The following is a 14,206-nucleotide window of genomic DNA, read 5'->3' on the forward strand; positions in this document are numbered from 1 at the left end:
GGGAGCCCAGCCACGTTACTTGAGCACCCTGCGCGGTGGAACCGAATTACGGGTCAGTGGCCGATAAGCGCGCAGCCCCGGCCGGAGCAGGAACGGCAGGCTGGCCGCCAGCAGGAGCAGGGCGACGATCCCGTCGAGCCAGTAGTGGTTGGCGGTCACCACGACCACACCGAAGGTGATGAGCGGGTGCAGCAGCCACAACCAGCGCCACCGCGAACGGGTGATCAGGATCATCGACAGCGCGATCAGCGCGGCCCACCCGACATGCAGACTCGGCATGGCGGCGAACTGGTTCACCGGGCCACCGGAGCTGTCCGGGCCGTAGACGGACTGGTCGTACAGCAGGCCGGTGTCGACGAACCCGGGCAGCATCCGCGGCGGCGCCAGCGGGAACACGATGTGCCCCACCGTGGCGAGCGCGGTCAGTGACACCATCGTCCACCGGACCTGCGGGTACGCCTTCGGCCGCCAGATGCTCAGCCAGAGCAGCACGATCGCGGTGAGCGGGGCGTGCACACTCGCGTAGTACACGTTGGCGCTCTTGAGCAGTTGGGGGAACTGCATCGCCCACTGCTGGACCGACGCCTCGTCCGGCAGGTGCAGCCAGCTCTGGAGCGACAGCACCTCGTGGGCGTGGTCGAACGCCGACCCGGTGTGCCGGGCCGCGATCTGTCTGCCCAAGCTGTAGATCAGGAACAAGGTCGCCAGCAGTACTGCTTCCCGCAATACCCGCCAGACGACCTGTGACCTGCTCTGTCCTTGTTCAGTTTCCCCACCCAGCCCCACCGGCTCCAGCGCCTGCGTCCCCATAGCTTTCGACGGTACTCGCCGTTTGCTCAGGTTTTACTCAGGCGCAACCCTGGCGTTGCCCTGGGCAACCCCCGAGCGACGGTTCGATCTGGCCGTCACGCCACCGCGATCAGCCCTTCACGGCGCCGGTCAGCACGCCCTTGGCGAAGTGCCGCTGCAGGAACGGGTAGATCAGCAGGATCGGAACAATCGACACCACCAGGATGGCCATCTGGATCGAGGCCTGTGGCGGCAGCAGCTCGGTGCCCAGTTCGGCGCTCCCCAGCTGGGTGTCGTTGATGACGTACGTCCGGAGCACCAGCTGCAACGGCCAGAGCTTGGAGTCGTTCAGGTAGAGCAGTGCGGAGAAGAACGCGTTCCAGTACGCCACGGCGTAGAACAAGCCGATCACGGACAGTACGGCTTTGGACAGCGGCAGCACGATGTACGAGAACGTCTTCAACTCACCCGCACCGTCGATCCGGGCGCTTTCGGTGATCTCGGCCGGCAGGTTCATGAAGAACGCCCGCAGCACGACCACGTTGAACGCACTGATCATCGTCGGCACGATCAGCGCCCAGATGCTGTCCAGCAGGCCGACGCCCTTCACGGTCAGGTACGTCGGGATGATGCCGGGGGAGAACAGCATGCTGAACAGCACCACCAGCAGGATCGGGCGTCCGGCGGTGAACCCGGGCCGGGCCAGCGCGTACGCCAGCAGGCACGACACGGTCAGGCTGAGCAGCGTACCGATGACGGTCACGAAGATGCTGACGAACAATGCCCTGGTGACCACGCCGCCGGAGAACAGCGACTGGTACGCGGCGAAGTTCACCGACTTCGGGAAGAGCACCAGCCCGCCGGACTCGTTGATCTGCTTGTTCGGTGCCACGCTGGTCGAGATCACGCCGACGAACGGGATGATCACGACCGCGCAGAACACCAGCAGTACGAGCCCCTTGAAGATGCGCATCGGCCACGACGGCATCGGTACGCCCTGAACAATTCTCCTGGGCACGATCTTGCGACTCATCGGGAGTACACCCCCTGCTCTCCGAAGATGTGCGCCACCTTGTTCGCGGTCAGTACGAGGATCACGCCGACAACGCCCTTCACCAGGCCGACCGCGGCCGCCACGCCCCAGGCACCGCCCAGCACGCCGTTGTTGTAGACGTACGTGTCCAGTACTTCACTGACGTCCCGGCCGACCGCCTGTTGCTGCAGGATGATCTGCTCGAACCCGACGGTCAGTGAGTCGCCCAGCCGCAGGATGAACAGCAGAATGATGATTCCGCGCAGACCGGGCAGCGTGACGTGCCACAGCTGCCGCATCCGGTTCGCACCGTCGACACTCGCCGCCTCGTACAGCTGGGAGTCGATCTGGGACAGCGCGGCCAGGAACAGGATGGTTGCCCACCCGGTGTCCTTCCAGATGATCTGCGACGTCAGCAGTACGTGGAACAGCTCGGAGTTCCCGATGATGTTGATCGTGGTCAGGTCATGTGAACGCAGGTAGTTGTTCAGCAGGCCGCTGCCGCCGAGCATCTGCTGGAACAGCGCGACCACGATCACCCAGGACATGAAGTGTGGCAGGTACAGGATGCTCTGCGCGATCCGCTTGATCCGCTCCGAGAACAACGAGTTCAGCAGCAGAGCGAGCAGGATCGGCGCCGGGAACACGAACACCGACTGCAGACTGGTCAGGATCAGCGTGTTCTTCAGCGCCCGCAGGAAAGCCGGATCGCCGTTGAAGATGACGCTGAAGTTCGCCCAGCCGGACCAGTCGCTCCCGCCGATGCCGAGGAACGGCTGGTAGTCCTTGAACGCGATCACGTTGCCGAGCAGCGGCACGTAGTGGAACGCGATGATCAGCGCGGTACCGGGTAGTGCGAACAGCAGCAGCACCCGGTCCCGTACCAGCCGCCGGCCCAGACTGAGCTGCTGCCCCGGCTGCTTCGTGGTCCTTTGCAGCATCTACTTCCCTGCCGTGTCTGCGTGAGCCTGCTCGAGCTCGGTCCGGATCTTGTCGCCACCGGCGGACTTCCAGTCCTGTACGCCCGCCGCCCACGCCGACACCGGCTTCTTGCCCTGCACGATCTGGTTCTCCAGGTCGAGCATGGTCTTGTTCAGCTGCGCCTGCTTCTTCGACAACGTGTCGGAGTACAGGCCGTACGAGGCGTCGTACACGAGCCGGTCCGCGACCTTCTGCTGGATCGCGTGCTGCTTCTGCGGTACGTCAGGCTTGCCGGCCCAGTAGAGCGCCAGCGTGCTGTCGCTGATGTACTGCAGGCCGATACCGGTCTCCACAGTGCCGACCTTGGTCGGTATCGGGTCGGTGCCCTGCAGCGTGTAGTGGCGGCCGGCCACGCCGTACTTGCGGAACAGGTACTCCTCGGTGCCGAACGGCGCGGCCATCCAGTTGGCCACCTTCAGCAGCGTCTCGGCCGAGTGCTTGCTGTCCTTGCTGAACGAGGTCACGTTGTTCAGCGCCGAACCCATCCACGGCTTGCCGTCCCCGCTGTCGAAGCCGGGGACGTCCATCATGTTCACGCCGAAGGTCGGATCGCCGGTGTTGTCGGCGTAGTACTGGTTCCAGGCCACGAAGCTGTCGTAGTCGAAGGCCGCGATCCCGCCGTTGAACCACTGCTTGCGGGCGCTCGCCTTGTCGTTGAACGCGTCCGGATTGATCACCCCGGCGGCGACCATCTTGCGCGCGGCCTCCAGTGCCTGCTGCTGCGCCTCGTGCTCGTGCATCGAGCTGAACTTGCCGCCGTCCTGCTTCCAGACGTTGGGGATCCCCAGCATCATCCGGATCGTCGAGATCGGCACCCGGGTCCAAGCCCACTTGTTCTGCTTGGGCGCGGTCATCTCCTTGGCCAGGTCGAAGAACTCCTGGAAGTTCTTCGGTGCCGGGTTCTTGATGCCCTTCGCGGCGAGCAGGTCCTCGCGGTAGAGCGCCAGCGACGTACGCGACATCCCGCGCGGCACCGGTACGCCGTAGATCGCGCCGTTGAAGACACAGCCCTTCCAGTACTCGGACGGGATGTTCGCCAGGAACGGGTACTTCTTCGCGGCATCGCCGGATAGGTGCTCGGTCAGGTCCATGCACTTGGACTTCACCAGGCCGGGGATCTGCGGGGTGTCGGTCGGGATGTTCAGGATGTCCGGCAGGTCACCGCCGGCGATCCGGGTGGCGAACTTGTCCTTGTACTCGTCGTTGGACGCCATGCTGATCTGCAGTTCGGAGCCGAGGCGCTTGTTCACCTCCTGCCAGAACTGGTTCTGGTCGGCGGCCGGCGGGATCGCGCCGGGGATGTTGGTCATGAAGGTGATCGGCTTGCCGTCGCCGGGCACCTCGGTGATCGCCTTGACCGGGTTCGCCGGGTACTTCAGGAAGCCGTCCAGCACCACGTCCGTACCCGGCAGGTCCGGCTTGATCTCGCCGTACTTCGTGTACGTGGGCAGCTTGACGGCCGCGTTCGCCGCGGCGGCGTTCTTCTTGTCCGACGCGCACCCCGCCAGCAGCGGCGTACCCGTGACCGCGACAGCGGCGGCGGCGGCGGCCAGACCGCCGCCGAGGAAAGATCTTCTGCTGACTGGCATGAGGCCTCACTTCCATCGGAGGGCCACACCATGACATAGTACGTCCTATGTCTTCAAGAGTCGGCGCGACGGAAATCGTCTTCGACCCCGCCGGGAGCGGCTATCACACGTTCCGCATCCCCTCGGTGCTGGCGAACGGTCCGCTGGTGCTGGCGTTCGCCGAGGGGCGGCTGCACGGAGCTGGTGACGCCGGCGAGATCGAGATCGTGCTGCGGCGCTCCCTCGACGGCGGCCGGACCTGGCTGCCCCTGCAGGTGGTGTCCGCAGCGCCCGGCAAGACCTGCGGCAACCCGGTGCCGTTGCTGGACCCGCTGTCCGGGGACATCGTGCTGGTGACCGTGCAGAACGGTGCCGACGCAGTGGAGATGTCACTAGCTCGCGGCACTGATCCGGTCGACGGGCGGCGCGTGTTCGTGCAGCGGTCTTCTGATGACGGTGCGACCTGGAGCGACACTGCGGAGATCAGTGGGGAGGTCAAGCCGGCTGACTGGGGCTGGTACGCGACTGGACCGTGTCACGGCATCACATTGCGCTCGGGGCGGCTGGTTGTCCCGGCCAACCACTCGCACGTACCCAGTGAGCCGGTGGAGGACCTGATCCGGCTTAACGGCGGTCACTGCATCTACAGCGACGACGGCGGCCGTACCTGGGCGGTTGGCTTCGTGGACCGCAACGACGGGCCGGAGATCAACGCCAACGAGACCACAGTGGCTGAGCTGCCTGATGGGCGGTTGTACTTCAACGCCCGCAACCACCAGGGCACCGGCCCGGCTCGCGTACACGCCTGGTCGTCGGACGGCGGTCAGACGCTCGATGCGCCGTACGCAGGCATCCCAGAGATCACCGCACCGGGTATCCAGGGCAGTGTGCTCTGTCTGCCGGACGGGCGGTTGCTGTTGTCCACACCGGTGAACCCGACGTCGCGCCGCGAGCTGACCGTCTTCGTGTCCGAGGACGCCGGTACGTCGTGGAAGCCGGCCCTGGTCGTGCACGAAGGCATGGCCGGGTACTCCGACCTGGTACTGCTCGCCGACGGCTCGGTCGGCATCTTCTACGAGGCCGGTGAGACCTCGTCCTTCGCAACCCTGCGCTTCGCCACATTCGCCCTTTGAGGTTGGGAGACCCCTTGACCGCACCCGCCCAGAACCCCGCTCCCTTGACTGGTGTCGTACCGCCGCTGGTCACTCCGCTGACACCCGAGTACGACGTCGACACCGCATCGCTGGTCCGGCTGATCCAGTACCAGCTGGCCGGGGGTGTGGATGGGGTGTTTGTCCTCGGCACCTCCGGCGAAGGCACGTTCCTGACCGACGAACAACGACAGGTCGTGCTGGAGACCACTGTCGCGGAGGTGGCCGGGCAGGTACCGGTGCTGGCTGGTGTGATCGACACATCGACCGGCCGGGTCGCTTCCCACGTTTCGGCTGCACTGAAGGCAGGTGTGGACGCACTGGTGGCGACGGCGCCGTTCTACGCGGCGACACATCCGGCGGAGATCGAGCGGCACTTCGTACGGCTGAAGTCGTTGGCCGGTGACACGGCGATCTATGCGTACGACATCCCGTCCCGGGTGGGTACGAAGCTGTCCGCGTCCCTGATGCTTTCGCTGGGGGAGCAGGGGGTGATCGCCGGGGTGAAGGACTCGTCGGGGCAGGAGACCAGTCTGCGGCAGCTGGTGATCTCGCGGCGTGAGCGGGGTCTGCGGGACTTCGCTGTGATGACCGGTTCCGAGGTGACAGTTGACTCGTCGCTGGCGTTCGGTGTTGATGGAGTTGTACCCGGGCTGGGGAACGTGGACCCGGCCGGATACGTGCGGTTGTTCAAGACCGCGGTGGCCGGGGACGCCGCGGCCGCGCGGGAAGAGCAGGACCGGTTGTTCCGGTTGTTCGAGATCATCGAGGTCGCGGACCGGTCGCGGATGGGCGCCAGCTCGTCGGCGCTGGGCGCGTTCAAGGCCGGGTTGTACGTACTGGGCGTGATCGACTGCCCGGTGACGGCGTACCCGTGCATTCCGCTCAGCGACACGGAGATCGACGCCATCCGGCCGTTACTGGACCGTGCCGGATTACACTGAGCGGTCCTGACCAAGGGAGGCCGGCAGTGACAACGGGTGGGCTCAGCCGGGCACGAGGTGCGGCTGGAAACCAGACCTTCATCCGGGACGCGATGAAGTCGTACATCCTGGAGCGCGGTCTGAAGGCGGGTGACCCGCTGCCGAACGAGCAGGACCTGATGGCGCAGCTGGGCGTCGGCCGGCACCCGCTGCGGGAGGCGATGAAGGCGCTGCAGGCCGTCGGCATCATCGAGATCCGGCACGGCTACGGCACGTACGTCGGCGAGGTGAACCTGCAGTCCCTCGAGGACGGTCTGGCCTTCCGGATGTCCCAGTCGATGTCCGGCGACCTCCGGGACGTACAAAACGTCCTGGAGGTCCGCCAGGCCATCGAGGTCGGCCTGGCGGACGACGTCGTCCGCCAGTTCCAGGAGCACGGCTACGACACCCTGGAACCGATCGTCGAACGCATGGAAGCCCAAGCCGCCGAAGGCAACTACTTCCCCGCCGAGGATTGGGCCTTCCACCGGGCCCTCTACGAGCCCCTGGGCAACGCCCTGGTCATCGATCTGCTGTCAGTCTTCTGGCGCACCTTCGCCCAGGTCGACGCCCGCCTCCCCGGCGCCCGCTACACCCCCGCCGACGCCGCCGCCTGGCACCGAGACCTCCTCCAAGCCCTCACCACCGGCGACCCCACCACCTACGCCCACTCCATGAAATCCCACTTCAACGGCATCCACACCCGCCTCGGCGAATAACTCTTACGTGAAGAGGTTCTCCGCGTCGACGATCGTCCCCCTCCACCGTCTTTTTCTTTTTGGTTAGGTGAAGAGGTTCTCTGCGTCCACGATCGTGTACGCATAGCCCTGCTCGGCCAGGAAGCGTTGGCGGTGGGCGGCGAATTCTGCGTCGATGGTGTCTCGGGCGACGATGGAGTAGAAGCGGGCGGTGCGGCCGTCGCCCTTGGGGCGGAGGACTCGGCCCAGGCGCTGGGCTTCTTCCTGGCGGGAGCCGAAGGTGCCGGAGACCTGGATGGCTACCGACGCCTCGGGGAGGTCGATGGAGAAGTTGGCGACCTTGCTGACCACCAACCGGGTGATCTCGCCGGCGCGGAACGCGTCGAACAGCCGCTGCCGTTCGCGGACCGTCGTCTCGCCCTTGATCACCGGGCATTCGAGCCGTTCGCCCAGCTCGTCCAGCTGGTCGATGTACTGACCGATGACCAGCAGCGGTTCGTCCGCGTAGTGGTCCGCGATCTGCCGCACCAACCGCGACTTCGCCGGTGTGGACGCCGCCAGCCGGTACCGGTCCTCCGGCTCGGCCGTCGCGTACACGAACCGCTCCGTCTGCTCCAGATCGACGCGTACCTCGACGCAGTCCGCCGGTGCGATCCAGCCCTGTGCCTCGATGTCCTTCCACGGCGCGTCGTACCGCTTCGGCCCGATCAGTGAGAACACATCGCCCTCACGACCGTCCTCACGAACCAGCGTGGCAGTCAGACCGAGCCGTCGCCGGGTCTGCAGATCAGCGGTCATCCGGAAGATCGGCGCAGGCAGCAGGTGCACCTCGTCGTACACGATGAGGCCCCAGTCGCGCGCGTCGAACAGCTCCAGGTGCGTGTACACGCCCTTCCGCCGCGTGGTCATCACCTGGTACGTGGCGATGGTGACGGGCCGGATCTCCTTACGAGCACCGGAGTACTCGCCGATCTCCTCCTCGGTCAGTGTGGTGCGGCGAAGCAGCTCGTCCTTCCACTGCCGCGCGGACACCGTGTTCGTGACCAGGATCAGCGTGGTCGCCGACGCCTGTGCCATCGCGGCCGCACCAACGATCGTCTTACCGGCACCACAGGGCAGTACGACAACCCCAGAGCCGCCGTGCCAGAACGAGTCGGTCGCCTGCTCCTGGTACGGGCGCAGCTCCCACCCGTCACGGACCAGCTCGATCTTGTGCGCTTCGCCATCGACGTACCCAGCCAGGTCCTCAGCGGGCCAACCGAGCTTCAGCAGGGTCTGTTTGAGGTGCCCGCGCTCCGACGGGTGCACTAGCACGGTGTCGTCGTCGAGCCGCTCGCCCAGCATCGGTTTGACCTTGTTGCTGCGCAGCACCTCCTCCAGCACCGGCCGGTCGGTGGTGACCAGTACGAGTCCGTGCTGCGGGTGCTTCTCCAGCCGCAACCGCCCGTACCGATCCAGTGTCTCCGCGATGTCGACCAGCAACGAGTGGGGGACCGGGTAGCGGCTGTAGCGCAGCAGCACGTCGATCACCTGCTCCGCGTCATGCCCGGCGGCCCGCGCGTTCCACAACCCCAGTGGAGTCAGCCGGTACGTGTGTACGTGCTCCGGAGCCCGCTCCAGCTCGGCGAACGGTGCAATGGCCTTCCGGCACTCATTGGCATCCGCATGCGCCGTCTCCAACAACAACGTCTTGTCCGACTGCACGATCAGTGGACCGTCTGTCACCCGCTGCTCCTAACTTCGCCCCGACCCTCCATTGTGCCTGACCCCACCAACAACCAGGCCGGGCTACTCCACGGCGCGAGCTGCCGAGATCCGGTGCAGGGCGTACGTGCGCGGGGTGTCGCTGGTGTCGTCGTACGCGGTCAGCCAGCCGTCGGCGACCCGGGCCGGTTCGACGATGCGTTCGGAGGAGTGGCCGTTGTGGTCGACGTAGGCGATCCAGGTACGGGTGTGGGACTCGGCCGCGTTCGTGAGCACGGCAATGGTCTCGGCCGGTGCGGCGGGCTCGGTGAGGCCCTCGTCGCCGGGGCGTTCGGCGGCGATCCGGTCGCCGGTACGGACCTTCTCGATCACCGCCTTCACCTGGTCGTCGGTCAGATCGAACGCGGACTCGCTGAAGTCCCGGCTGGTACGACGTCGTGGGGCCACCCCACGACGTGGCGCACCGGTCACGTGCACCGCACCGTCGAAGGTCTCGGCCAATGGCGCCAGGCCGGCGTCCCGCAACCGGCTCAGCACCATGTCCGGCGGCGACGGCGACACCACCACTGTCGGCGCGAGCCGGCGGAACCGGATCCCCGGCAGGTTCGACGTGATCAGCTGGGTCACCACGTTCTCGTCGTCACATCGCAGGTACGTAGAAGCAGTCCCCAACCGCAGTACGCCATGCCGTCGCGCCACGTCGTCTACCAAGTACGACAGCGGCTGCGGTACGGGCGTCCGCGAATGCTCTGCCAACCAGGTGTGCAACTGATCCGCCGTACGCCCCAGGTCGAACGCACGCCGCACCGAGCTCTCACTGAACCGGTAGACCCCTGCACCACCGTCGGACTCCACATCCGCCATCGCGGACAGCTCATCCTGTACGACCCGCACCAACGGCCCAGGCGCTACCGCAGTCAGATCAGCTTGCAAGAGCACCTCTGACACCGGCTCAGGCATCAGCGGGCTGATCGCCTCGGCCAGCTCATCTACTGTCGGCTCCGACCCGAGTAGCGGCGCCGCGTGCTTGGCCAGCGCGCCAAGCCCGGTCAGCCCGAGCAAAGCAGCTTCCGACACGCTCCATTCGACCAGGTCGTCCCGGAACTGCCCACCACGCCGCGGCCGGTGCCACGCCACCCAAGTCACTACAGACTCCGGTGACGGCGCCGTACCAACAGCTGCCTCGGCCAGCGCCCGTAGCGTCAGCACCCGGATCTCCGGTGCCAGCAGCCGCTCCAGGTCAGGCGCCAGTGCATTGATGAGGCGATCGCGTGCCGCCGCAGTACCGCCACCGCTGTCCCGCCGGCCGATCAGCCCAATCGCCCTGAGCCCGGAGAACCAGGCACTGACCAGCTGAGCCCACCGATGCGCCAGATCAAGCTCCAGCCAGTCGTCGTACGCACTGGTCGGCAGCCACAGCTCACCGGTCCCCACCTCGACCGCAGCGACCAGACCGGCCGCGTACGCGATCTCCAGTACGGCAGCGGCCGTCTGCTCTTCCGCACCGATCTTCCCGGCCAGACTGCGCAGCTCACGAACACCGACACCACCTGTACGAAGTACCGGCGGCGGTTCCGTACCCAGCTGCTCCAGCGCCCGGTCAACGAGCCGCACCAGGTCGAGAGCTGCACCGGCAGCGGCCCGGTCCGCAATGCTCGCCGACACCTTCTTGCCATCCAGCGGCGGCGGCACCGGCCTTGTCGACGCCAGCACCCGCCCGGCCCGCAAGTGCAGACCGATCTGCCGCGGCAGCACAACCGTGTTCGCATCTTTGGGTACGACCAGCCCGCGCGCCAGCAACCGCTCCACTGGCGTACGGGCTGATGCGATCGTCACTGGACGATCCGCCTTCTCCACTGACCCGGTTGGCGGACCCCAGGTCAGTTTGTCGAGTACTGCCCGCGCATCGGGACCAGCGTCCTCGATCAGCTTGTCCAGATCACCGAAATGCCGGGTGGTGCTTGGTCCGAGCCCAGCCGGTGTGGGACCGAGCAGTTCGTGTACGGCGCGGATCAGCCGCAGGTCGTCGTCCGTACCCCAGATCAGGGCCAGGTCCAGCAGCTCGGCTACCCGCGGTCGCACTACCTCCACTGGCTGGCCGACGCCCTGCGCCAGCGTGTTCAGGTCGACCGGCTCGGGCAGTGCGGACAGTGACTCGAGGAGGTCCACGCCGAACTCGTCCAGCCGGTTGATAGCGCGGGCGGCGGACGCGTTGCTGGTTGCGCGGGCCGACAGCTGGCCGGTGTCCGCGGGGATCGGCAGCGCCAGGTCGGGGCGCCGCCGGAGCAGTTCACCGAGCGCGGCGTCGTCCCAGCTCCGTAGCGCCTCAGCGAGGGTACGGGGGCGGGTCGGCTCGGTCGTGCTCATCCTTCCAAAGGTACGGCCCCACCGGTCCGCACCCCAAGGTCAGCCCCACTGGTCCGCACCCCAAGGTCAGGCCCTGCTGTCACTCCGCCGCGCCGGCGTGGCCGATCTGCCGGAAGCCGACACGCTTGTAGACCGCCGCCACCGCCTCGGACTCCGCGGACAGCATCACGACCTCCACGCCGTGGTCCAGCGCGTGCTCCACCAGCGTGGACGTCACAGCAGCACCCAGCCCCCGGCGGCGCATCGACGGCAACGTACCGACCCCGACGATCTCCGACACGGTGTCGACCGGCTGGTGGTTCCCGCTGGCAACAATGCCGTCCTCGGTAAACGCACCAGCCCCGACAGACACCCCACGCAGCATCCGGTCCCGCAACGTCGCCGCCACGTCCGCTGGTACTTCAGCGGCCGCAGCGTCCCGCTCTACCGGCCCAGCCGAGCCGACGCCCGTACCAGGCTCACTGAACGCCAGCCCGACCACCGCACGCGCCCGCCGCACCACGTCCTCATCCGCCGGAAGGATCTCGCAGCGAGCATCGGCTACTACCGGCCGGAAGTCGTCGCGCTCCAGCACCAGCAGCGGGTGCTCGACCACTGTCAGTCCAGCACTGATCGCAGCCGGTCCCAGCGACGGACAGGTCTCCACGACCCACTCGAAGCTCAGTGGGATCTCCAGCTCGGCACACCGCGCCCGTACGCGCTCGATGTCCTCCGGCGTGATCGAGACGCCAGAGCCCGGTACTGGACGCGCGTAGTACGGCCACACGGTCGTACTGCGGAACAGCGTGAACGGTCCGACCTGTTCGGCAACCGCACCGGACAGTGGGACGCTGTGAAGGTAAGTGTCGACTCTCGTGATCATCGCGAGGAAGTGAATCACCCGGAGCGGCCGAACGCCAAGGGTTATGTCGAAGTACGCCGATCGGCTCCGACGTGTCGTACGTCAGCAATGAGAGCCAAGGAGCGACAGATGCAGAAAGTGACGTCCGCGGACGGGACGGCGATCGCGTACGACCGGGTGGGCCGTGGCGACCCGGTGATCCTGGTCGGGGGAGCACTGTGCGACCGCAACTCGAACCGCCCGCTGGCCGACGAGCTGGCGAGCCGGTTCGACGTGATCACGTACGACCGCCGCGGCCGCGGTGACTCCGGCGACACCGCACCGTACGCAGTGGAACGTGAGGTGGAGGACCTGAACGCCCTGATCACGGTCCTCGGCGGTACGGCGGCCGTGTACGGGCATTCGTCCGGCGCCGGGTTGGCGGCGATCGCGGCGAGCAGCGGCCTGCCGTTCACGAAGGTCGCTCTGCACGAGCCCCCGTACGGTCCGGACGACGTGGACCCGTCCGACGACGGTGAGCGGGTGCTCGAGCTGATCGGCGCCGGCCAGGGTCGCGAGGCGGTCGAACTGTTCCTGATGATGACCGGCATGCTGCAAGCGGAGGCACTGGCCATCGCCGCCACACCAGGCCTGGCCGACCTGGCGCCGACGCTGGCGTACGACTTCGCCGTGATGGACTACGGCCTCAACGGTGGCGGTACGCCAGTGGAGCTGCTCCGCGAGGTCAAGCCCGAGACACTCGTACTCGCAGGCACCGCGTCAGCGCCGTTCATGGTCGACGCGGCGCACCGGATCGTGACGATCCTGCCGGCCGCCCGGTACGCCGAACTCACTGACCAGCACCACGCCGTACCACCGGAGGTGCTCGCTCCGGTACTGGTGGACTTCCTCAGGCGATGATCTCGATCGTCACCTTGTCCGGGTAGAAGGCCACGTGATCGCGGATGTCCGCGACCGCGACATACGGCTGCTCGTAGAACCACACCGCGTTCTCCCCGTCCGCTCCGGCGGGGAGGACGTTGTAGTACGCCGCGTCGCCCTTGTACGGACAGTAGGTCTGGTGCTCGGAGCGCTCCAGCTGCGTGAAGTCGACGTCGTCGCGCGGGATGTACTGCACCGCCGGGTAGTTCGCCTCCTGCAGCGACAGCGCGTCCCGGGTGTCCGCGATGACCAGGTCGCCGACCTTCACCAGTACCCGGTCCGGGTTCTTGCCGATGGTGATCGGGTGGTCCGGGCCAGGGGTCTTCACAGGTTTCTCCGCCATAACCGCTGCAACCCGTACTGCGCTGCGGCCATTCCCGAGTTCAGCTGTTCGGAGCTGGTTCCCCGAGCTCTTCCAGCTCGACCACCAGGCACGGACCGCCGTCGAAGGCGCCGCCGTCGATACCGAGCGCCAGCCCGTCGGCGTACAGGTGCGGGCCGGTCAGGAACTGGGCGTCGATCCCGAGCTGGTCGGCGACGATGCTGTGGCCGTGCACGATCCGGTGCCCGCCCAGGTGCTGCAGCATGATCCGGGCTACTTCGGGGCCGCTCGGTCCGCGGAAGGCGTACCGGGAGGTCATCCGGCGCCAGATCTCCCACCACACCTCGATGTCGTCGGAGTGCAACTGGGCGTGGGCGGCGGCGTTGATCTGGTCGCGGGTGTCACCCCACTCGACGTACTCCGAGGTGTCGGAGTGCATCAGCAGGTTGCCGGCGTCCAGGGCGAGCAGCGGCTGGTCGAGCAGCCACGCCACCTCCTCGTCGGTGAGCAGCTCCTGGTCCCGGTCCAGGCCGCCGTTCAGCGCCCAGGACCGCTCGAAGCTGCGCAGCGTCAGGCCGTCGTGCGGTACGAAGGTGTCACCGAACTTGTGCATCCCGAGCGCGAGGATCTCGTGGTTGCCGAGCAGCATCCGGATCGCGCCCGCCGGTGCTTGTGCGATCAGGGCGCGGACGTAGCGGAGTACGCCGATGCCGTCCGGTCCGCGGTCGAAGAAGTCGCCGAGGAACCACAGCCGGGCGTCCGTACCGGCCCAGTTGCCGTCGGCGTCGGTGAGGCCGGCGGTGTGCAGGGCGGCAGTCAGTTTGTCCAGGTGGCCGTGGACGTCACTGACCGCGTACACCCGAGTCATG

Annotated in this window: 13 protein-coding genes; 4 read left to right on the top strand and 9 right to left on the bottom strand. The window is 66.9% G+C overall.

Features of this window, described 5'->3' with window-relative positions:
- Positions 1-15 precede the first annotated feature (15 nt).
- The 4 genes from ABD260_RS10485 to ABD260_RS10500 all read right to left on the bottom strand — a co-directional run bounded on the left by ABD260_RS10485 (position 16) and on the right by ABD260_RS10500 (position 4,392).
- Positions 16-810 carry a phosphatase PAP2 family protein gene (locus ABD260_RS10485; RefSeq protein WP_344233200.1) on the bottom strand — a complete coding sequence of 265 codons (795 nt, stop codon included), beginning with the start codon at positions 808-810 and terminating at the stop codon, positions 16-18.
- A 109-nt stretch (positions 811-919) separates the two neighbouring features.
- The gene (locus ABD260_RS10490) at positions 920-1,822 is read right to left on the bottom strand and encodes a carbohydrate ABC transporter permease (RefSeq protein ID WP_344233201.1); all 903 of its coding nucleotides are present in this window, start codon (positions 1,820-1,822) and stop codon (positions 920-922) included.
- Positions 1,819-2,763 carry an ABC transporter permease gene (locus tag ABD260_RS10495; protein ID WP_344233202.1) on the bottom strand — a complete coding sequence of 315 codons (945 nt, stop codon included), beginning with the start codon at positions 2,761-2,763 and terminating at the stop codon, positions 1,819-1,821. The genes ABD260_RS10490 and ABD260_RS10495 overlap by 4 nt, the downstream gene beginning before the upstream one ends.
- Positions 2,764-4,392, bottom strand: coding sequence for a type 2 periplasmic-binding domain-containing protein (locus ABD260_RS10500; RefSeq protein WP_344233203.1), 1,629 nt, complete (start codon positions 4,390-4,392; stop codon positions 2,764-2,766).
- A gap of 47 nt (positions 4,393-4,439) precedes the next feature.
- Here ABD260_RS10500 and ABD260_RS10505 point away from each other — a divergent pair, with 47 nt between their 5' ends.
- From ABD260_RS10505 to ABD260_RS10515, 3 genes are read left to right on the top strand one after another with little or no spacing between them, the layout of a single operon-like run.
- On the top strand, positions 4,440-5,504 hold the full coding sequence (locus ABD260_RS10505) for a sialidase family protein (RefSeq protein ID WP_344233204.1): 1,065 nt from the start codon (positions 4,440-4,442) through the stop codon (positions 5,502-5,504).
- 14 nt (positions 5,505-5,518) lie between these two features.
- On the top strand, positions 5,519-6,466 hold the full coding sequence (locus ABD260_RS10510; protein WP_344233205.1) for a dihydrodipicolinate synthase family protein: 948 nt from the start codon (positions 5,519-5,521) through the stop codon (positions 6,464-6,466).
- A gap of 26 nt (positions 6,467-6,492) precedes the next feature.
- Positions 6,493-7,203 (top strand): FadR/GntR family transcriptional regulator, encoded by a 711-nt coding sequence (locus ABD260_RS10515; RefSeq protein WP_344233206.1) that lies wholly within the window; start codon positions 6,493-6,495, stop codon positions 7,201-7,203.
- 63 nt (positions 7,204-7,266) lie between these two features.
- On the opposite strand, the gene ABD260_RS10520 is transcribed toward ABD260_RS10515, so the two are convergent.
- The 3 genes from ABD260_RS10520 to ABD260_RS10530 form a co-directional block, all read right to left on the bottom strand.
- Positions 7,267-8,907 (bottom strand): DNA repair helicase XPB, encoded by a 1,641-nt coding sequence (locus tag ABD260_RS10520; protein WP_344233207.1) that lies wholly within the window; start codon positions 8,905-8,907, stop codon positions 7,267-7,269.
- Between the two features lie 63 nt (positions 8,908-8,970).
- Positions 8,971-11,253, bottom strand: coding sequence for a helicase-associated domain-containing protein (locus ABD260_RS10525; RefSeq protein ID WP_344233208.1), 2,283 nt, complete (start codon positions 11,251-11,253; stop codon positions 8,971-8,973).
- A gap of 79 nt (positions 11,254-11,332) precedes the next feature.
- The gene (locus ABD260_RS10530) at positions 11,333-12,115 is read right to left on the bottom strand and encodes a GNAT family N-acetyltransferase (RefSeq protein WP_344233209.1); all 783 of its coding nucleotides are present in this window, start codon (positions 12,113-12,115) and stop codon (positions 11,333-11,335) included.
- Positions 12,116-12,223: 108 nt separating this feature from the next.
- On the opposite strand from ABD260_RS10530, the gene ABD260_RS10535 reads away from it, so the two are divergent.
- Positions 12,224-12,994: an alpha/beta fold hydrolase gene (locus ABD260_RS10535; RefSeq protein ID WP_344233210.1), complete on the top strand. Its 771-nt coding sequence runs from the start codon at positions 12,224-12,226 to the stop codon at positions 12,992-12,994.
- Here the strand turns inward: ABD260_RS10535 and ABD260_RS10540 are convergent.
- Both ABD260_RS10540 and ABD260_RS10545 read right to left on the bottom strand, forming a co-directional pair.
- Positions 12,984-13,343: a DUF427 domain-containing protein gene (locus ABD260_RS10540; protein WP_344233211.1), complete on the bottom strand. Its 360-nt coding sequence runs from the start codon at positions 13,341-13,343 to the stop codon at positions 12,984-12,986. The genes ABD260_RS10535 and ABD260_RS10540 overlap by 11 nt on opposite strands.
- 55 nt (positions 13,344-13,398) lie before the next feature.
- Positions 13,399-14,205: a metallophosphoesterase family protein gene (locus ABD260_RS10545; RefSeq protein WP_344233212.1), complete on the bottom strand. Its 807-nt coding sequence runs from the start codon at positions 14,203-14,205 to the stop codon at positions 13,399-13,401.
- Between the last annotated feature and the right edge of the window lies 1 nt (position 14,206).

The organism is Kribbella hippodromi (genome assembly GCF_039531045.1).
In the GTDB taxonomy this organism is placed as follows: Bacteria; Actinomycetota; Actinomycetes; order Propionibacteriales; family Kribbellaceae; genus Kribbella; species Kribbella hippodromi.